The sequence below is a fragment of the Citrobacter europaeus genome (assembly GCA_020099315.1).
GTDB classification, from domain to species: domain Bacteria; phylum Pseudomonadota; class Gammaproteobacteria; order Enterobacterales; family Enterobacteriaceae; genus Citrobacter; species Citrobacter europaeus.
Genome location: CP083650.1, coordinates 2,002,319 through 2,022,438 on the forward strand (window position 1 = coordinate 2,002,319; position 20,120 = coordinate 2,022,438).

Below are 20,120 nucleotides of genomic sequence, written 5' to 3' on the forward strand. Positions count from 1 at the left end.
AGTATTGACACGCTCATTACAAATCATTAACAAAAAGTTGCTCTAACGCATCCGTGTAGCAGGACGCAAACGCACATGCAGCGTGATGACAGACGAGCAGAACCAGAAGCGCTCGAAGGAGAGGTGAATGGAAAGCAAAGTAGTTGTTCCGGCGGAAGGTAAGAAGATCACCCTGCAAAACGGCAAACTCAACGTTCCTGAAAATCCGATTATCCCGTTCATTGAAGGCGACGGTATCGGCGTTGATGTAACCCCACCGATGATCAAAGTTGTCGATGCTGCTGTCGAGAAAGCCTATAAAGGCGAGCGTAAAATCTCCTGGATGGAAATCTACACCGGCGAGAAATCCACTCAGGTTTATGGCCAGGACGTCTGGCTGCCTGCTGAAACCCTTGATCTGATTCGTGAATATCGTGTTGCCATCAAAGGCCCTCTGACCACACCAGTTGGCGGCGGTATTCGCTCTCTGAACGTTGCCCTGCGTCAGGAACTTGACCTGTATGTCTGCCTGCGCCCGGTGCGTTATTACCAGGGTACGCCTAGCCCGGTTAAACACCCTGAACTGACCGACATGGTCATCTTCCGTGAAAACTCCGAAGATATCTACGCGGGTATCGAGTGGAAAGCGGACTCTGCCGATGCCGAGAAAGTGATTAAATTCCTGCGCGAAGAGATGGGCGTGAAGAAAATCCGCTTCCCGGAACATTGCGGTATCGGTATTAAACCGTGTTCTGAAGAAGGGACTAAACGTCTGGTTCGTGCAGCGATCGAATACGCCATCGCTAACGATCGTGATTCTGTTACCCTGGTACACAAAGGTAACATTATGAAGTTCACCGAAGGCGCGTTCAAAGACTGGGGTTACCAGTTAGCGCGTGAAGAATTCGGTGGTGAACTGATCGACGGCGGTCCATGGGTGAAAATCAAGAACCCGAAAACCGGTAAAGAGATCGTGGTGAAGGACGTTATCGCAGATGCGTTCCTGCAACAGATCCTGCTGCGTCCGGCTGAATATGACGTGATTGCTTGTATGAACCTGAACGGCGACTACATCTCCGATGCGCTGGCCGCACAGGTTGGTGGTATTGGTATCGCACCGGGTGCGAACATCGGTGACGAATGTGCGCTGTTCGAAGCAACCCACGGTACTGCACCGAAGTATGCAGGTCAGGATAAAGTGAACCCAGGTTCCATCATTCTGTCCGCTGAAATGATGCTGCGCCACATGGGTTGGGTTGAAGCGGCTGACCTGATCGTTAAAGGTATGGAAGGCGCAATCAACGCCAAGACCGTAACCTATGACTTCGAACGTCTGATGGACGGCGCTAAGCTGCTGAAATGTTCAGAGTTTGGTGACGCGATCATCGAAAACATGTAATCCAGATCCTGGGTTGTATGAGAACGGGAACCGAGTGGTTCCCGTTTTTTTCATGCCTTAACTCGCGGTTGCGTAATACGTAAGCCGCTCACGATTGCTGCCAGCGAGGCCAGAATGCCAGCGGTTATCAGCGAGACGTGCGTGCCACTGTCGCCAAACTGGTTTAGCATCAGCGCGACCAGTGCGGCTCCGGTACTCTGACCCAGCAAGCGCGCCGTCCCCAGCATACCGCTCGCACCACCGCTGCGTTCACGCGGCGCGGAGGTGATAATGGTGTGGTTATTCGGTGACTGAAACAAGCCAAAACCCGCGCCGCACAGTATCATCGGCCAGATGATATTAACATCCGAGGGAGAAGCGGGCAGCAGCACCAGCGAAAACAGCCCGCTTGCCATTACCACCATGCCCAACGCGCCCAACAGTCCGGCGTGAACGCGTTCAATCAGATATCCCGCCAGCGGAGCCATCACCATGGTTGCCAGTGGCCATGGCGTCAGTAGCAGCCCCGTTTCAACCTCGCTGCGGCCAAGTACCGTTTGCATAAAGAAGGGCAGGGAAACCAATGCCAGCATTTGTGCGCTGAAGGAACATATCGAGGTACAGATCGAGAGTGAAAACAGTGGAATGCGTAGCAGGTCGACCGGCAATAACGGAACCGGCAGCGCAAGCTGACGGCGGATGAAGAAATAACCCACCACGATAAGCGCCACAAGCTCGGCGCCAATCAGTTTTAGCGACTGCCCTTGTGCAAACCCGCTGAGCGCGGTAATTAGTAAGCCAAACGTTAAGGCATTCATGACCGCACTTGGCAGATCAAAGCGTGGTTTATTACCGCGGGACGCATTGGCTGGCAAAAAACGCATAGCCAGAAGCAGGGCTATTATTCCCAGCGGGACGTTGATCAGAAACAGCCATTTCCACGAGCCAACAGAGAGAATTGCTGCGGCAATGGTCGGACCCGCTGCCGAAGAGACCGCGACAATAAAGGAGTTGATCCCCATACCTCGCCCAAGCTGACGCTGAGGATAAATGAGTCGGATCAATGCCGTATTGACGCTCATCAGCGCCGCGCCGCCAAAACCCTGAGCGACGCGCGCCAGTGTCAGCATGTGCAGCGAATCTGACAAAGCACAGAATAGCGATGCCAGCAGGAACACGATCAGGCCGCACTTATAAATGCGCCGGTAACCGAACATATCACCTAAAAAAGAGAACGACAGGAGCGAAACCACGATCGCGATTTGATAGGCGTTCACGATCCAGATTGAGCTGGCTGGTGAGGCCTGAAGATCGGCTGCGATAGTTGGCAGGGCTACGTTCGCGATTGCGCCGTCGAGCACTGCCATAGAGATGCCAATAACAATGGTTAAAATTGCTCCATATCGCTGGGGCAATGGCAGACCATCGGTCTGAGTTTTTTCCATAGGAAGTCAATATTGTCGGAATTTATGATGAGAATAATAATTTTAGCATTGATATTCAGGCGTTAGGTCGCAGATTTGTAACTAAGTAAGCAAAGAGCGATTGCGAGGGGGGATACGTGAAATTATAATAAAAACCGGTTCTGATTTTTATAAAACACTCGAAAGGGGTGATAAATGGCAATCGCAGATCTGGATAAGCAACCCGATTCTGTATCTTCCGTGCTGAAAGTTTTTGGCATTCTGCAGGCGCTGGGTGAAGAGCGCGAAATTGGTATTACCGAATTGTCGCAACGCGTCATGATGTCGAAAAGCACCGTTTATCGCTTTTTGCAGACCATGAAAACGCTGGGTTATGTGGCACAAGAAGGTGAGTCTGAGAAATACTCGCTGACCCTGAAATTATTCGAGTTGGGCGCGCGCGCGTTGCAAAACGTCGATCTTATCCGTAGTGCTGATATCCAGATGCGCGAACTTTCGCGTCTGACTAAAGAAACAGTACACCTCGGTGCGCTGGATGAAGACAGCATTGTCTACATCCACAAAATCGACTCCATGTACAATCTGCGCATGTATTCCCGCGTTGGTCGTCGTAATCCGCTGTACAGTACGGCTATCGGTAAAGTTCTGCTGGCATGGCGTGACCGCGATGAAGTGAAGCAGATTCTGGATGGCATTGAGTACAAACGTAGTACCGATCGTACTATTACGAATACTGATGAATTGCTGGTATTGCTGGATAAAGTGCGTGAGCAGGGCTACGGCGAAGATAACGAAGAACAGGAAGAAGGCCTGCGCTGCATCGGCGTACCGGTGTTTGACCGTTTCGGCGTGGTGATTGCGGGTCTGAGTATTTCATTCCCAACGCTGCGTTTCTCAGAAGAGCGTTTACACGAGTATGTGGCGATGCTGCATACGGCGGCGCGTAAGATTTCAGAACAAATGGGCTATAACGACTATCCGTTCTAATCTGACGTAATCGCGAATGCTAAAAACCCCAGGTATTTTGTACCCGGGGTTTTTTGTGAACAGTCATAACGTTACCAGGCGTAAATAACGTATCGAATGTATTGCTGCGATATTAACCGTTATCGATTATGACCGTGCTTTTCCTGAGCAGGGGACAATCCGACAGGCCAATGATACCACTATTGGTGTGGACGTATTGTGCGGTGCTGGTTCCGCGGGCGGTCAGATATTGGCATTGCAGGCCCAGACCGGCAGCATTCTCTTTACTTCCAATTAAAATTCCATAGCCGCTCAGTAATAAACCGATCCAAACCAGAGCTAACAACACAATAGCGCGGATAATCAGACGCATTACAACCTCTTATCTTTTCTCGTTATTCTTAGATTAGCCTGTACACGGGATGAAACAAGTCAATCATTCCTAAAAAGATTGAATGCCGATACAGTTAACGCTGGGTTTAGGTAACGCATGATAATTTATAGACATAAGATGTAGGGTTGAAGAGTGGAGCTGGAGTGAAAAAAATTCGCTGGGTAGTGCTGATTGTTGTTGTGCTGGTATGCATACTGATGTGGGCGCAGGTGTTCAACATCATGTGCGATCAGGACGTACAATTTTTCAGTGGTATTTGTGCCATCAATAAATTTATTCCCTGGTAAGCGCATTTTCGCAACAGTTGATTACCTTCTTGTGCGGCAGTGGTAAACTACACTGTCTACATTGAGGTGGTGAAATGAACGAAGTTTTGAATTCTGGCGCGTTAAGTTTTGCGTCTTTAGCGGTATCGGTGGTGGTTCTGATTGTCGGGCTTGTTCTTTGGTTTTTCATCAATCGGGCAAGTTCGCGTACTAACGAGCAGATTGAGCTGCTTGAGGCATTGTTAGATCAGCAAAAAAGACAGAATGCTTTACTCCGTCGCCTTTGTGAAGCTAATGAACCTGAGAAAGCTGCAGAGCCTACCGCAGAGCCCGCCAGGGATGAAGACGATGACATCATCCGCCTGGTAGCTGAGCGGTAAAAAAGTCTGGCAGGATGAGGTACTGCTGATGTTGTTCTCAGTTGCTTCATCCTGTCATCAGTGCGTCAGACTATTTTCTTCTACCCTCGTCCTGCAATTAGCGGTCGGACCGGTATGTATTCTCAGTATTTTCAGATGCTCCGACTAATTAATATCTTATCCCCGGTCTGATATAAATATAATCTCCCATACGTTAAAAATATGATTATGTCATTTTTGTGATAACGATCGTCTTATTAACAGCGAAACGTTTCTCTTACTTTTTTTGTGCCTTGTCATCATTCTTTCATTATTTTGGTGCAAAACCAGAAGGCGGATCTCATTTCTACGCTTGTGACATTTTATGCATTACTAAGCATAAAAAATGATATCTGGCAGAACCCGTAACAGATAACCTGGAACAACCGAAGCTATTGAGCTATGGTAGAAATGTCCCAGCGTTGGCGCAAGCCAGGCGGGGGAAGAGGGGAGGCGCGTGAATATATCTCTTCTCGATATGGCGCATAACTGTGCAGTTGCTGTTTGATGAACGACGGGATTTGTGCGACCGATCGAGACACGTTTAAAAATGGCTTGCCATTATTTACGTTGTATGTGATAACACGTTTTGGGTTAAACGAGGTACAGTTCTGTTTATGTGTGGCATTTTCAGTAAAGAAGTCCTGAGTAAACACGTTGACGTTGAATACCGCTTCTCTGCCGAACCTTATATTAGTGCCTCAAGCAGTAATGTCTCAGTTTTATCTATGTTATGCCCGCGGGCGAAGAAAATACTCTAAGGAATTTTGCAAATGGCAAAGATTAAAGGTCAAGTTAAGTGGTTCAACGAGTCTAAAGGTTTTGGCTTCATTACTCCGGCTGATGGCAGCAAAGACGTGTTCGTACACTTCTCCGCTATCCAGGGTAACGGCTTCAAAACTCTGGCTGAAGGCCAGAACGTTGAGTTCGAAATTCAGGACGGCCAGAAAGGTCCGGCTGCTGTTAACGTAACAGCTATCTGATCGATACCACTGATTTGAAGCGCTCAGGCGCAACCAATTCAGATATAAAGCCTCGCTTATGCGGGGCTTTTTAATTCAAATTACGTCAAAATATTACTGAATGACCATCCATTAGCGCTTTGTTGCAAAGGCGTGATGTTCGTAGCATAGTTTTCCCCGCTTTCTTACGGCATTTCCCGTTAAATCAGTCACCTGAAAAACTATCATGCGGGAGTCCAGGTGAAAAAGAAAAACGACATAGATGCGCGCAATTTTACTCCCGTCCGTTTTGCCCTGCTTTGCGTGGCAATATTATTGAGTCTTGGATTGCTGCTGGGTCGGGTTGCGTGGCTGCAAATTGTTACGCCGACGAATCTGGTCAAACAGGAAGACATGCGTTCCTTACGTGAGGTGTCCATCGCTTCGCCACGCGGAATGATTACCGACAGAGAAGGGCGACCGCTGGCAGTTAGCGTTCCGGTTAACGCCGTCTGGGCCGACCCGAAGACGATCGTTAGCAAGGGTGGTGTTGGCTATAACGAACGCTGGCAAGCGTTAGCAAAGACGCTGCATATTTCGCTCACCACGCTGGCTGAACGCGTTAACAGCAATCCGGCCGGGCGGTTTATCTACCTGGCGCGTCAAATCTCTCCTCAGCAGGCTGAATGGGTCGATAAACTGGATCTACCGGGGATCAATCTGCGTGAAGAGTCCCGTCGCTTTTATCCCGCCGGACATGTTGCAGCTAATCTGATTGGTTTCACCAACATTGACGGGCAGGGTATTGAAGGGCTGGAGAAAAGCTTCAATAGCCAACTGATGGGCAAACCCGGTTCCCGCCTGGTACGGAAAGACAAATTTGGCCATGTCATCGAAAATATCACCGAAGTGATGCCGGTACCGGCGCATGAATTACAGCTCAGCATTGATGAGCGTTTGCAGACGGTTACTGAAGACGCGCTGGATAATGCCGTAACGTGGAATAAGGCGGAATCCGGGGCCGCTGTTCTGGTCAATATTGCCACCGGCGAAATACTGTCCATGGCAAGCTTTCCCGACTTCAATCCCAATAACCGTGATGGTGCGGTCCTGGATGATTTTCGTAACCGTGCAATTAGCGACACCTTCGAACCCGGCTCAACCGTTAAGCCTCTGGTGATCATGACCGCTCTACAGCAGGGGATTGTGCAACCGGACAGCGTGATTGATACCCATCCTTTTAACGTTGATGGACATCGCATCCGCGACGTCGGGTTTTACCCGGAGTTATCCCTAACCGGAATTTTGCAGAAATCCAGCGATACCGGCGTATCACACCTTTCGCTGGCAATGCCGGTACAAAAACTCCTCGATACCTATAAAAGCTTTGGCTTTGGCGATCCAACCGGATTGGGGTTAACCGGGGAAAGTAGCGGTTTAATGCCTCAACGTCGCTACTGGAGCGATCTTGACCGGGCAACTTTCGCATTTGGTTATGGGTTAATGGTGACGCCGCTCCAGCTGGCGCATGTCTATGCCACCATCGGCAGCTTCGGTATTTACCGCCCGCTTTCTATTACGCGTATCGATCCGCCGGTAATAGGTACACGGGTGATGCCGGAGGCGCTGGTTCACCAGGTTGAACATATGATGGAAAGCGTCGCGCTACCTGGTGGCGGGGGAACCAAGGCTGCAGTCAGAGATTATCGCGTAGCGGTTAAGACCGGAACGGCAAAGAAAATTGGCGATGATGGCAAATATGTCGATAAATACGTGGCCTATACGGCGGGCGTCGCACCAGCGAGCGACCCGAAATTCGCTCTGGTCGTGGTGATTAATAACCCGCAAAACGGTGCATATTATGGGGGGGCAGTCTCCGCGCCTGTATTCAGCCAGATTATGGGCGATGTCCTGCGTCTGGAAAACGTCAAACCGGACGGCATGCCAGCCGACTCCGATCATCTGCTGGTGATGCACGGCAGTAGCGTATCCTCGCCGTCGATGTAAGTTATTTTCCAGGGGCGCGATTCGCGTTACACTTGCGCCCTTAAATCATCAGCCGGAGTTGTCATGTCGTTTTCCTGTCCTCTTTGCCACCAGCCTCTTACACAAGTGAATAACAGTTTTGTCTGCCCGGAGCGGCATCAGTTTGACGTGGCGAAAGAAGGGTATGTCAACTTACTGCCGGTTCAGCATAAGCGATCGCGCGATCCGGGTGACAGCGCTGAGATGATGCAGGCGCGACGGGCATTTCTTGATGCCGGACACTATCAGCCGCTGCGTGATGCTATTGTGGATGCGCTCACACAGAGGCAGATTACAGAAGATGCGGCGATCCTGGATATTGGTTGTGGGGAAGGGTATTACACCCATGCGTTTGCTGATGCGCTGGCGGGCTGTAAAACTTTTGGTCTTGATGTCGCCAAAGTAGCAATTAAAGCCGCGGCCCGACGCTATCCGCAGGTGACCTTTTGCGTTGCCTCCAGCCATCGTCTGCCGTTTGCAGATGAGTCAATGGATGCCATCATCAGGATCTACGCGCCCTGTAAAGCGCAAGAGTTGGCCCGCGTGGTAAAACCGGGTGGATGGGTAATTACCGCCACGCCGGGTCCGCGTCATTTGATGGAGCTGAAAGGGCTGATTTATGATGAGGTGCGGTTGCATGCGCCACACGCAGAGCAACTGGACGGTTTTGTGCTGCAACAGAGTATTGCGCTGGGGTATCAGATGCAGCTTCAGGGCAGCGAGGCCGTTGCGTTATTGCAAATGACGCCGTTCGCCTGGCGGGCAAAGCCGGAAGTGTGGGAAACGCTAGCGGGTAAAACGAAGTTTGACTGCCAGACTGACTTTAGTATTCATATCTGGCAGCGCCTGAATTAACCGTGGAAGTGTGCCCAGAGGATCTGGGCGCCGATACCAATCAGTACCACCCCGCCTAAAATTTCAGCACGCTTACCCAGCATCGGGCCTATGAAACGACCGATCATCATGCCAAGCGTGGACATAATCAACGTGGCGCAGCCGATGGCCAGCGCAGTGGCAATAATGTTGACCTGCAGAAAAGCCAGGCCCACCCCGACTGCCATCGCGTCGAGACTGGTCGCAATGGCAGTGGTGACCAGCAGCCAGAAACCGTGACGGCGCTGCGGCTCTTCATCTTCATCATCGTTGTCACGAAAGCCTTCGATTATCATTCGCCCGCCTAAAAAGATCAGCAGAATGAAGGCGATCCAGTGGTTCCACTCCAGCACGAATTTGCTGGCCAGCATCCCCATGCCCCAGCCAATCAGCGGCGTAAGCGTTTCAACTGCGCCGAATATAAGGCCAGTCCGCAGTGCTTCAGAAAATTTAGGTTTATGCAGGGTGGCGCCTTTGCCAATTGATGCAGCGAAAGCATCCATCGACATGCCGAAAGCGAGAAGAACAGTAGCGGTGAGATTCATAACAGCGTCCTGACCGGGGTATCCATAAAACACATCACTGCCCCCAGTAACCATGCATACAGGCCGGAATCACTGTGAATACAGCGCCATTCAGATATGCAATGCAGTTGATGTGCCTATGGTCTCGCCTGACGGAACCTGTAAGTTCAGTCCGTACGCGCCACGTTTTTCAACGAGTATGTTGACACGTACATTTCCGGAGTCTGGAAATCGGCTACTCCCCAACGACGGGCGCAACCTTAACATATATTGAGAATATAAAACAAGAAATGGAGAAATAATATTTGACTTCTAATTGAAAACGATTTTCATTTAGATTTATTGATCAATAAAACGTTAAAACAAATAACATTATGAGCGGTGTAATATAGCCTTGGCTATGTTTGTTTTTAAGTTGATATATAAAAAACATAGTTCAGGCTATATTTGTAACTTACTGATTTGAAATTAAAAGTTTATATATTCTCTCGAGATCGTCTATATTTCGTACGCGAATCAGCAATCGTCTATGTTCTAATTGCATCACTAATACACCGTCTTCAGATAAATTCATCTCTTTAATGCGGTTATATTCAATCCAGACGTTGGCGAAGAAAAAACCTTTCTGCTTGAAGATGATTTTGGGTGTACGGATCCAGAACAGATACAACCCCATCAATACCAGAGCACATAATAACCATGTGGTAAATTGCGCGCCATGGCTGGTGACGTTGTTGTAGATAAGAATAGCTACCAAGCCAAGGAAGATAACGCTGTCGACTCTGCTACGGGGAAGCAGGGCGACAGTCAGCAGAGTGGGGCCATTACGGCGGGGCATGATGAACTGATCGTAAATGGCATACGCCAGCAGCGAAAAGATAAATAGAACCAGCACCAGGTCCGTGATAGTCATGAATCCTCAACCCTCTAAATAGAAAAACCGGGGGCAAGCCCCCGGCGATGTACAACAGTCTTACAGGCCGAGCAGTCCAACAGCGTAGCCCGCGATACCGATGACGAAGAAGCCAACGATGATCCACAGCGGGTTCACTTTCTTACGCAGCAGCCACATACAGGCGAATGTCAGCAGCAGAGGAACCAGACCCGGCATCAGCTGGTCAAGGATAGTCTGCACGGTGGTGACGCGAGTCTGACCATCCTGGCCGGTAATAGTGGAAACCACCAGCGGGATGTTTACGTGCGTCCACTTGTTAACCAATGCCCCCATGACAAACAGGCCGAGGATTGACGCCCCCTCAGTCAGTTTCTGCAGGAAGCCGCCGCCCATATCTTTTACGATATCGACACCTTTACGGTAGCCATATGCCACACCGTAATAACGGGTTGCCAGACGTACCAGGTTAAACAGGATGAAGAACAGCAAAGGCCCAAGCAGACTGCCGCTCATCGCGATACCTGCCCCGAGCGCGGCGAATACCGGACGAACGGTACCCCAGAAGATCGGGTCACCCACGCCTGCCAGCGGCCCCATCAGACCAACTTTGATACCGTTGATGGCACCATCGTCAATCTCTGCGCCGTTTGCACGCTGTTCTTCCATCGCCAGCGTAACGCCCAGTACTGGAGCGGCTACGTACGGATGGGTGTTAAAGAATTCCAGGTGACGCTTAATAGCCTGCTTACGTGCGTCGTTGTTTTCCGGGTACAAGCGGCGGATAGCCGGCACCATGGAGAAACAGAAACCCAGCGCCTGCATACGTTCGAAGTTCCATGAACCCTGAAACAGGTTAGAACGAATGAACACGCCACGAATGTCACTCGGAGTGAGTTTTTTCTCGGTGGTAGTTTTAGTCATATCAACCATTTCGCTCACCTGCTAGTCCAGTTCGTTATCGAGATCGTTATTGCCAGCCGCAGCAGCAGGTGCACCGGCTACACGGTTATATTTCGGGCTCAGCTGAATGTAGAGGATCGCCATTACTGCGCCAATCACACCCAGAGCAACCAGGTTGAAGTTAGTAAATGCCGCGGTGACGAAGCCAAGGTAGAAGAATGGCATCAGGTAGCCTGCGCGCATCATGTTGATGACCATCGCATAACCGACCACGACGATCATACCGCCTGCGATGTTCAGACCACCGGTCACAACTTCCGGAATGGCGTTAAGCATGCTTTGAACTTCACTGGTACCAACAGAAATCGCCACGATTACCGCCGGAATAGCGATACGCATAGCCTGCAGGAACAGGGAGGACACGTGCAGCCAGGAGAGCGCCGTCAGGTTACCGTTTTCTGCCGCCTTATCCGCCGCGTGCTGGAATGCTACGGTGATAGTACGAACGATGATGGTCAGTACCTGGCCTGCTGCTGCCAGCGGGATAGCCAGCGCGATACCGGCACCGATACTTTGGTGACCCGCGATAACCAGAACGGTAGAGATAATTGAGGCCAGTGCGGCATCAGGCGCAACCGCAGCACCGATGTTCATCCAACCCAGGGCGATCATTTCCAGGGTACCACCGATGATGATACCGGTTTTCATATCCCCGAGAACGGCGCCAATCAGCGTACAGGCCACCAACGGACGGTGGAACTGAAATTCATCGAGTACCGACTCCATACCCGCGATACATGCGACGATGAACACCAGCACAATCTGAAGAGTGGTAATCTCCATTGTACTTCTCCTATTGCTATACAGACTTAAGTGTGAAAACTAAGTAAATGCCAGGGAGTTATTTCGCCTTGGCAATCAAATCCATCATTTTCAGTTTCTGATCGGTAGAAACTTTACGCGCTTCGAGCTCAATACCGCGTTCATTGAGTTTCTTGAAGGCTTCGATGTCTTTTTCATCGACAGAAATTGCGTTGTTTACCTGCGTTTTACCCTGACGGAAAGCCATACCGCCAATGTTTACAGAGGTAATTTTCACACCACCTTCAACGATACGTTCTACGTCGGTAGGGTTGGTGAACAACAGCATCACACGCTCACCTGCATATTTCGGGTTGTTATAGACGCGGATCATTTTTGCGACATCAACCACATGCGCTGTCACACCCGGAGGTGCTACCTGAGTCAGCAGCGTTTTACGCACGGTATCGGCGGCAACTTCATCACTGACGACGATAATGCGTGTTACGTTGGTTTCTTTGGTCCAGCGAGTTGCCACCTGACCATGGATTAAGCGGTCATCAATACGCGCCAGGCCGATCTGCATATAATCGTTCGGACCCATCGGTTTCGCGGGGGCTGCTGCTTTAGGTGCTGCGACTGGGGCAGGAGCGGCTTTTTCCACCGGTTTCGCTTTCAGCGCTTTCACGCCTTCGCTACCGGTTTCAACGGCCAGTGCCACTAATTCATCGAAGCTCGGGTTGTCATCACGCGCCATGAAGGTTTCAACCAGCATGGGAATGTTCACACCGGCGATAACTTCGTAATGCTCTTTATCGACGACAATGCGGCTCGCAGCGTTAAACGGGCTGCCTCCCCATGTGTCAACGAGAAACAGCACGCCTTTACTGGTATCGAGTTTTGCTAACTGAGCGTTGTACTTTTCAATCAGCGTTTCGGCATTTTCGCCTGGAACGAAATCGATCCAGCCGACGTTTTCCTGCTCGCCTAACAGCATTTCTGCCGTCTTAAGTAACTGCTCTGCAGCCCAACCATGTGTGCCTATTACAATAGCAATGGTCACTTGCTACCTCCTTTATTATCGTTAACACATCAACGTGAAGATGTATTTGAATCGTCGTCCGCAATCGAATCGATTCAGATAAGGGTTACAAAGAAAAACCTATGATTTTCGTGAATTATTTTAGATATCGAAAAAAATATTTTATGTGATGAAGATCCGTAATTTAACTTCCGATGAAAAGAAATTTCGAAGGGTAAAATATCTCCGAAACAACTTATTGCAAAGGAAGGTAAATCTTTGCTAAAAACCGGTTGTCTCTGTTATGTTTAGCATCTGTTTAATTACTCAGGAGTATAGGGCAGTAGCCCACCATATGGATCGTCACCGACGTCATTTCACCTTCAGGCCGTATCAAGCCTGTCAGATTGGCACTTTTTGCCACAAATTTTCTCTGCATATCGCTTTAACGCCTGAGATCCTCAGCGCGCAGTTTGGTCATTCCTTAAGCAGGAGCTTGTCATGGAATTATTAATGGACCCGCAGATTTGGGTGGGTTTGCTCACGCTTGTCGTTCTCGAAATTGTTCTGGGTATTGATAACCTGGTCTTCATTGCGATCCTGGCTGATAAGCTGCCGCCGAAACAGCGAGATAAAGCGCGTTTAATCGGTTTGTCACTGGCACTGATTATGCGTCTGGGCTTGTTGTCCGTGATTTCGTGGATGGTGACGCTGACAAAGCCGCTGTTTACGGTAATGGACTATGCGTTCTCGGGGCGCGATCTGATTATGCTGCTGGGGGGTATCTTCCTCTTGTTCAAGGCTACGACAGAGCTGCATGAGCGGCTGGAAAACCGTGAACATGATACCGGGCAGACGAAAGGGTATGCGAGCTTTTGGGTTGTCGTCACGCAGATTGTCATCCTCGATGCCGTGTTCTCGCTGGATGCGGTGATTACGGCGGTCGGTATGGTCAACCATCTGCCAGTGATGATGGCGGCAGTAGTGATTGCCATGGCCGTGATGCTGTTGGCCTCTAAGCCGCTGACCCGATTTGTGAACCAACACCCGACGGTGGTGGTGCTGTGTTTGAGCTTCCTGTTGATGATCGGTCTGAGCCTGGTTGCCGAAGGGTTTGGCTTCCACATTCCGAAAGGCTATCTGTACGCGGCGATTGGTTTCTCGATCATCATTGAGCTGTTTAACCAGATTGCCCGTCGTAACTTTATTCGTCACCAGTCAACGCTGCCATTGCGTGCGCGTACTGCCGATGCCATCCTGCGTCTGATGGGCGGTAAACGCCAGGCCAGCGCGCAGATGGAATCCGACAACCCGGTGCCGGTTCCCGTTTCGGAAGGCGCATTTGTGGAAGAAGAACGCTATATGATCAACGGCGTCCTCTCTCTGGCGTCGCGTTCATTACGTGGCATTATGACGCCGCGGGGTGAAATTAGCTGGGTTGATGCCGACCTGAGCGTGGCGGAAATTCGCGAGCAGTTGCTTTCTTCACCTCACAGCCTGTTCCCGGTATGTCGCGGCGAACTGGACGAAATCATCGGTATTGTGCGTGCTAAAGAGCTGCTGGTGGCGCTGGAAGACGGTGTAGATGTGGCGGCGATTGCCTCTGCGTCTCCGGCTATCGTTGTCCCGGAAACGCTGGATCCAATCAATCTGTTAGGCGTTCTGCGCCGTGCCCGCGGCAGCTTTGTCATCGTCACTAACGAATTTGGTGTCGTGCAGGGGTTGGTTACCCCACTGGACGTGTTAGAAGCTATCGCCGGTGAGTTCCCGGATGCCGATGAAACCCCTGAAATTATTGCTGATGCAGGCGGTTGGTTGGTGAAAGGCGGTACCGATCTGCATGCGTTGCAGCAGGCGCTGGACGTAGATACGTTAGTGAATGAAGATGAAGACATCGCCACGGTGGCAGGTTTAGTCATTGCGGCTAACGGTCATATTCCACGCGTCGGCGATGTTATCGAGGTTGCGCCGCTGAGCATTACGATTGTCGAAGCGAATGACTATCGTGTGGATTTGGTTCGCATTGTTAAAGAACAACCCGCTCACGACGAAGACGAGTAATCGGGTTTAGCGAAACGGCATGACGGGCATACTGTGCCGCCCGTTATGCCGGGTGGGCGGCGGCGTGCTGCCCGCCAGCCATTTTGGAAAATCGCGCAACGGCATCGGCTTCGCATACAAAAAACCTTGCAATAAATGTACGCCGTGTCGGCGCAAATGCTGTGCCTGCGCCTGTGTCTCAACGCCTTCCGCCACCAGTTCAATATTCAGTTTTTTACCCAACGCAATAATGATGTCTGTGACGGTTGAATTCACAGCGTCTGTTCCAATCGCAGAAGTAAATGATTTATCAATCTTCAGCACATCCGGGCGGAGCTTTTCCAGCCAGGAGAGCGAGCTGTTGCCGGTGCCGAAATCATCAATTGCCAGCTTTACGCCCAGCCGATTTAATTCGCGCACTACCCGATAATCCACATCCAGTAACGCATCGCGTTCGGTGAGTTCGATAACCAACTGCTGAATAGGGTGCTGGCTGAACCAGTACTGGTTGAGATCTTTTAGCAGCGTACCATTACGAAAATGGCTGGCGGCAACATTAATTCCAATATGAAACTGGCTGCTCATCGGGAAAACGTGCCGCTGCTGAATGGTTTCTGCGATGACATGACGGGTAAGCGGCACAATCAGGTTGTGCTCCTCAGCGATGGGAATAAAAACTTCGGGAGAGATCCAACCCTGGCGCGGGTTATTCCAGCGTAAAAGGATTTCCACGCCCATGCATTGCTGGGTTTGCGCGTTGAGCAGCGGCTGGCAAAACAGCTCAAATTCCCGTGCCGCAAGGGCCAGATTGATCTCCCAGGAGAAGCTCATTCTGCTGGCGGTTGCCAGCCATGCCAGGTAGCCCACTAATAAACTGAGGATCACTGCCAGCGGAAGCTGTGTTGGCAGATGTTTAATCGCCAGTTCGCTGGCGCCAGGACCGGTGACGCTGATGGTAAAGGGGAAATGCTGCGATGAGAGCTGGTAGCGTTTTTCATTATTCAGTTCAGGGAGCGTATCGACAACACCTTGTCCGTATAGCAAATGGCGATTACCGACGGTTAAGCTGGCATTGGTGATTTGCGGCGGCTGGGGTTCAAGCAGCATCGACGACAATAAATCAATATTAACGATTTCCAGTACGCCATCTTCGCCATCGGCAGAGGATGGATACCATTGCGTCAGAATCGGACTGCCTTTAATCAGCGAATGGTCGGTAGACAGCAGTAGTTGCGGTTCCCGGCTGGGTAATTCAGGCTCCAGTTGACGAACAGGCACATTGCGATAACCAAAAATGCTGGAGCAATAAAGGATCCCGCTTTGAATCAGGCTGATAGAGCGTACCGTTTGTAGCCTGGCAGCATGTTTGCTCAGGGGTAAACGTGCAACTGAGCAGGGGAGACCAATCAACGGCAACAACATATCGCGTCCGGTCTGTAGGGGTAAAAGTATGTCATCCAACTCTTCAACGGCGTGGTTGGCAAAGGTGACGGTATTGTGATGATTTAAATTACGCTCCGAAATAAATCGGACAGCTAATGTGAGGATGAGCGTCAGTAGTGCACATAATGTGCAGACGATTAAGCGATTCCGGCGATAGTTTTTGATGATCCGTTGTGCTGTTTGCATGCGGGCCGCCCGATAAGCCGTTGGTCACAGAAGCCAACAGCAACAGAGCAAGTGTAGTGGGGAAAATTACAGTAGACGAAGGCGAGGGGGCAAAATCGCCCATCCGTCGCAGATGGGCGAAAATTAAGTATTAGTCACACTGAACTTTGATTGCCAGGCCACCGCGTGACGTTTCGCGGTATTTGGCATTCATGTCTTTACCTGTTTCGTACATGGTCTCAATGACTTTATCCAGCGAGACGCGCGGAGCGCTGGTACGGCGCATTGCCATACGCGCAGCGTTGATGGCCTTCACAGAAGCAATGGCATTACGTTCAATGCACGGAACCTGTACCTGGCCGGCAACCGGATCGCAGGTTAAGCCGAGGTTATGTTCCATACCGATTTCGGCAGCAACACACACTTGCTCAGGGCTTGCGCCTAACAGTTCAGCCAGACCAGCGGCAGCCATGGAGCAGGCTACGCCCACTTCACCCTGACAACCGACTTCTGCACCGGAGATAGACGCGTTCATTTTGTACAACGCGCCAATCGCGCCGGCAGCCAGGAAATAACGGGTGTAGATATCCGGGCTGACGGACTCGATGAAATGATCGTAATAGGCCAGTACCGCAGGCACGATTCCGCAGGCACCGTTGGTTGGCGCAGTCACTACGCGACCACCCGCGGCGTTTTCTTCGTTTACGGCCAGCGCGAACATGTTCACCCAGTCGATCACGTTCATCGGATCGTTGGACAGCTTATCACTGGAAACCAGCATACGACGCAAAGCTGAAGCACGACGAGGAACGCGCAGTGGACCCGGCAGTACGCCTTCGGTGTTCATACCGCGATCGATACAGGCCTGCATGGTCTGCCAGACGTTGCCAAAGTACTCTTCGATCTCTTTTTTACTGTGCAGAGCAAGTTCGTTCTGCATCGCCATACCAGAGAGAGACAGGCCGGTGGTGTTACAGTATTCCAGCATTTCAGTGGCGGATTTGAACGGATAAGGCACGCTGACCTCGCCCGCGGCATCCTGACCAAAATGTTCTTCATCAACGATGAATCCGCCGCCGATGGAGTAGTAAGTTTTGCTGTAAATGACGGTTTCGCCATTGTACGCATGGATCTGCATCCCGTTTTCATGCAGCGGCAGGTTGCCATTGTGAAAACGCATCCCGTCATTCTGCGGGAAATCCACTTCGTGCTGCCCCTGCGCAAGCAGCAGGCGTCCACGCGTTTCTACGTCGCGGATAAATCCGGGGATGCTGTCAATATCCACGGTAGCAGGTTCATTGCCTGCCAGACCCATAATAATGGCGATATCGGTGTGGTGACCTTTACCCGTGAGCGACAATGAACCATACACGTCGACGGCGACACGAGTAACGCTGTCCAGTAATCCTTTTTCGACCAGGTCATCGACGAACTGTTTACCCGCCTTCATAGGCCCTACGGTATGGGAAGATGAGGGACCAATCCCCACCTTAAACATGTCGAATAGACTAATCACGATAATACTCCTACAGGGCGACTGGGGTTTCCAGTAACGATGTTATAACTGCGCATAGTGTAAGAGGGAACGCGGCGATCGGCTTAACTATTCACATGAATTAAACTAATAGATAACCGCGGTTTTACTAATGTTGTGACCTGAGTTTCAAGTTGTCTATGGAGCGCGTAAAGATAAGTATAGTCAGGGCTTGACGCCAATTTGCAGCGCCAGCTCACGAATTATTCCGGCGGTCATTCCCCAGACGAAATATTGCTCATACCAGGAAAGCCATACACGATGTGAATCGCCGCGGCGGTAGATATCCAACGGGTGATAACGACCTAAATGCAGGGCCTGCGCCAGCGGCATTTCGAACACGGCGGAAACTTCGTCTTCACTTGCGCGATACGGCAAATTTGGCGGGATAATCCCTACCACCGGTGTGACCTGGAAGCCGGTCACGCTGTCGACCGGTGGCAGAACGCCAATCACCTCAACGCAAGAAGGGGGGATCGCCACTTCTTCCTGCGCTTCGCGAAGGGCGGCGGCAATCAACGAGGCGTCGCTGCTATCCACCGCGCCGCCGGGAAAGGCGACCTGTCCGGCGTGCTTGCGCAGATGAACGGATCGCTGGGTTAACAGCAACCCAGGCTGCGCACGACGTACGACAGGGATCAGTACGGCGGCCTGGCGCTGGTTTAACGCGGCATGGTTGACCTGCGGGCGCAGGAGTTGGAAGCGCGATAAAAAAACATCAAGCGTCAGGCTGCTGTATTCCACGTCTCAGTTCTCCAGTTGGTGCAAAATACGATTCACTTTATCAAACGTTTCCTGATACTCCGCGTCTTCCTGACTGTCCGCCACAATGCCACCGCCAGCGGAACAATAAATTTGTCCGTCTGTGGCCGTCAGCGTGCGAATGGTGATGCTGGTATCCATATTGCCGCAAAAGCTCAGATAACCAATGCTGCCGCACCAGGCGTTGCGTCTTTGCGGCTCCAGTTCGTCAATAATTTCCATCGCCCGCACTTTCGGCGCACCGGTAATAGAGCCGCCAGGGAAGGCGGCGCGCAGCAGGTCGGTGGCGTGTAATGACTCTGGCAGACGCGCGGTAATGGTGCTGACCAAATGATGAACAGCAGGGAACGGTTCGACCACAAACAGCTCCGGAACCTGTACCGAACCCGGTTCAGCAACGCGGCCAATATCATTACGCATCAAATCGACGATCATCAGGTTCTCCGCACGATCCTTCGGCGAGTTCGCCAGCCTCCGGGCCTGCTCTCGATCGGCATCGGTATCTTCAAGCCTCGGTAGCGTGCCTTTAATCGGACGCGTCTGGATGTGCTGGTTTTCCAGCAGAATAAATCGTTCCGGCGAAAGGCTGAGGATTGCGCCTTCCTCAAGACGAATAAACGCGCTAAACGGGGCGCGGTTGGCGCGATTGAGTCTGACAAATGCCTGCCACTCATCGCCCTGATAATGCGCCTGAAAACGTTGGGCAAGGTTGACCTGATAGCAGTCGCCGCTGTGCAGATAGCGCTGTACCTGGCGGAATTTTACGCCGTACTGGGCACGGCTCATATTGGACTGCCACGCCGAGGTTAATGTAAATGGCTCACCTATTGATGATTGTTGCGCGTTGAGCCATTGCAGCCGCGCTTCAACATCGGTATGGCTGAGCAGGGATACGGTCTGCAACTGATGATCGACAATCAGCGCCCAGTCGTAAATGCCTATCGCCATATCCGCAAGTGCAATATCGCGCCCGGCAATAGCGGGCAGAGATTCAAAGCGTCGGCCAAGATCGTAGCCAAACAGGCCTAACGCGCCGCCCTGAAACGGCAGGTCCGGGTGATAATCAGGGGTGATCTTGCGTGCGCTAAGAACTGACTGCAATACCGTCATCGGATCATCAAGCGTGCGTACGGTGGCGTGTCCGTCATCCACAACGGTCTCTTCAGCCTGCGTAACCAACGTGGCGACTGGGTCAGCCACCAGAATATCAAAGCGGCTATGCGGATGGTCGGCGTGACCAGAATGCAACAGCATCGCCCAGGGCAGATGGCTTAAGGTCGAAAAATAGCGTTCAGCGGCGTCCTGACGCCAGGGTAATGTGATTACTGCGGGAGATAACGTCTTCATCAGTCCTGACTCGTTGCTACGCTACTGGCTAACTGCGCGGTAGC

At 51.2% G+C, this 20,120-nt stretch carries 20 protein-coding genes; 9 read left to right on the plus strand and 11 right to left on the minus strand.

Annotated features, from left to right (window positions below; genetic code table 11):
• The first annotated feature begins 127 nt into the window (after nucleotides 1-127).
• Nucleotides 128-1,378: an NADP-dependent isocitrate dehydrogenase gene (icd, locus tag LA337_09465; GenBank protein UBI17891.1), complete on the plus strand. Its 1,251-nt coding sequence runs from the start codon at nucleotides 128-130 to the stop codon at nucleotides 1,376-1,378.
• A 50-nt stretch (nucleotides 1,379-1,428) separates the two neighbouring features.
• On the opposite strand, the gene LA337_09470 is transcribed toward icd, so the two are convergent.
• The gene (locus LA337_09470; protein UBI17892.1) at nucleotides 1,429-2,802 is read right to left on the minus strand and encodes an MFS transporter; all 1,374 of its coding nucleotides are present in this window, start codon (nucleotides 2,800-2,802) and stop codon (nucleotides 1,429-1,431) included.
• Between the two features lie 174 nt (nucleotides 2,803-2,976).
• Here LA337_09470 and kdgR point away from each other — a divergent pair, with 174 nt between their 5' ends.
• On the plus strand, nucleotides 2,977-3,768 hold the full coding sequence (kdgR, locus tag LA337_09475; GenBank protein ID UBI17893.1) for a DNA-binding transcriptional regulator KdgR: 792 nt from the start codon (nucleotides 2,977-2,979) through the stop codon (nucleotides 3,766-3,768).
• Between the two features lie 112 nt (nucleotides 3,769-3,880).
• On the opposite strand, the gene LA337_09480 is transcribed toward kdgR, so the two are convergent.
• The gene (locus tag LA337_09480; GenBank protein ID UBI17894.1) at nucleotides 3,881-4,120 is read right to left on the minus strand and encodes a hypothetical protein; all 240 of its coding nucleotides are present in this window, start codon (nucleotides 4,118-4,120) and stop codon (nucleotides 3,881-3,883) included.
• A gap of 164 nt (nucleotides 4,121-4,284) precedes the next feature.
• Between LA337_09480 and mgrB the strand changes: the two genes are divergently transcribed.
• From mgrB to rlmA, 6 genes are all read left to right on the plus strand, one after another.
• Nucleotides 4,285-4,428 carry a PhoP/PhoQ regulator MgrB gene (gene mgrB / locus LA337_09485; GenBank protein ID UBI17895.1) on the plus strand — a complete coding sequence of 48 codons (144 nt, stop codon included), beginning with the start codon at nucleotides 4,285-4,287 and terminating at the stop codon, nucleotides 4,426-4,428.
• Nucleotides 4,429-4,502: 74 nt separating this feature from the next.
• Entirely contained in the window at nucleotides 4,503-4,787 is a 285-nt protein-coding gene (locus LA337_09490) for a YebO family protein (GenBank protein ID UBI17896.1), read from the plus strand.
• 635 nt (nucleotides 4,788-5,422) lie between these two features.
• Entirely contained in the window at nucleotides 5,423-5,566 is a 144-nt protein-coding gene (locus LA337_09495) for a YobF family protein (GenBank protein ID UBI17897.1), read from the plus strand.
• Nucleotides 5,567-5,578: 12 nt separating this feature from the next.
• Nucleotides 5,579-5,788: a transcription antiterminator/RNA stability regulator CspE gene (cspE, locus tag LA337_09500; GenBank protein UBI17898.1), complete on the plus strand. Its 210-nt coding sequence runs from the start codon at nucleotides 5,579-5,581 to the stop codon at nucleotides 5,786-5,788.
• Nucleotides 5,789-6,007: 219 nt separating this feature from the next.
• Nucleotides 6,008-7,753 (plus strand): peptidoglycan glycosyltransferase FtsI, encoded by a 1,746-nt coding sequence (gene ftsI, locus LA337_09505; protein ID UBI17899.1) that lies wholly within the window; start codon nucleotides 6,008-6,010, stop codon nucleotides 7,751-7,753.
• A gap of 63 nt (nucleotides 7,754-7,816) precedes the next feature.
• Nucleotides 7,817-8,626, plus strand: a complete 810-nt coding sequence (gene rlmA, locus LA337_09510; protein UBI17900.1) for a 23S rRNA (guanine(745)-N(1))-methyltransferase — start codon at nucleotides 7,817-7,819, stop codon at nucleotides 8,624-8,626.
• Here the strand turns inward: rlmA and mntP are convergent.
• The 5 genes from mntP to manX form a co-directional block, all read right to left on the minus strand.
• Nucleotides 8,623-9,189 (minus strand): manganese efflux pump MntP, encoded by a 567-nt coding sequence (mntP, locus tag LA337_09515; GenBank protein UBI17901.1) that lies wholly within the window; start codon nucleotides 9,187-9,189, stop codon nucleotides 8,623-8,625. The genes rlmA and mntP overlap by 4 nt on opposite strands.
• A gap of 433 nt (nucleotides 9,190-9,622) precedes the next feature.
• Entirely contained in the window at nucleotides 9,623-10,081 is a 459-nt protein-coding gene (locus LA337_09520; GenBank protein UBI17902.1) for a DUF986 family protein, read from the minus strand.
• Nucleotides 10,082-10,141: 60 nt separating this feature from the next.
• Nucleotides 10,142-10,993: a PTS mannose transporter subunit IID gene (locus tag LA337_09525; protein UBI17903.1), complete on the minus strand. Its 852-nt coding sequence runs from the start codon at nucleotides 10,991-10,993 to the stop codon at nucleotides 10,142-10,144.
• A 12-nt stretch (nucleotides 10,994-11,005) separates the two neighbouring features.
• Nucleotides 11,006-11,806, minus strand: coding sequence for a PTS mannose/fructose/sorbose transporter subunit IIC (locus LA337_09530; GenBank protein ID UBI17904.1), 801 nt, complete (start codon nucleotides 11,804-11,806; stop codon nucleotides 11,006-11,008).
• Nucleotides 11,807-11,864: 58 nt separating this feature from the next.
• Entirely contained in the window at nucleotides 11,865-12,827 is a 963-nt protein-coding gene (manX, locus tag LA337_09535; GenBank protein ID UBI17905.1) for a PTS mannose transporter subunit IIAB, read from the minus strand.
• A gap of 459 nt (nucleotides 12,828-13,286) precedes the next feature.
• Between manX and yoaE the strand changes: the two genes are divergently transcribed.
• Nucleotides 13,287-14,846: a CNNM family cation transport protein YoaE gene (yoaE, locus tag LA337_09540; protein UBI17906.1), complete on the plus strand. Its 1,560-nt coding sequence runs from the start codon at nucleotides 13,287-13,289 to the stop codon at nucleotides 14,844-14,846.
• A gap of 6 nt (nucleotides 14,847-14,852) precedes the next feature.
• On the opposite strand, the gene LA337_09545 is transcribed toward yoaE, so the two are convergent.
• From LA337_09545 to pabB, 4 genes are all read right to left on the minus strand, one after another.
• Entirely contained in the window at nucleotides 14,853-16,454 is a 1,602-nt protein-coding gene (locus tag LA337_09545) for an EAL domain-containing protein (GenBank protein UBI17907.1), read from the minus strand.
• 130 nt (nucleotides 16,455-16,584) lie between these two features.
• Nucleotides 16,585-17,949, minus strand: coding sequence for an L-serine ammonia-lyase (sdaA, locus tag LA337_09550; GenBank protein UBI17908.1), 1,365 nt, complete (start codon nucleotides 17,947-17,949; stop codon nucleotides 16,585-16,587).
• 183 nt (nucleotides 17,950-18,132) lie between these two features.
• Complete coding sequence (locus LA337_09555; protein ID UBI17909.1) at nucleotides 18,133-18,711, minus strand: CoA pyrophosphatase; 579 nt, start codon at nucleotides 18,709-18,711, stop codon at nucleotides 18,133-18,135.
• Nucleotides 18,712-18,714: 3 nt separating this feature from the next.
• Nucleotides 18,715-20,076, minus strand: coding sequence for an aminodeoxychorismate synthase component 1 (gene pabB, locus LA337_09560; GenBank protein ID UBI17910.1), 1,362 nt, complete (start codon nucleotides 20,074-20,076; stop codon nucleotides 18,715-18,717).
• Nucleotides 20,077-20,120 lie beyond the last annotated feature (44 nt).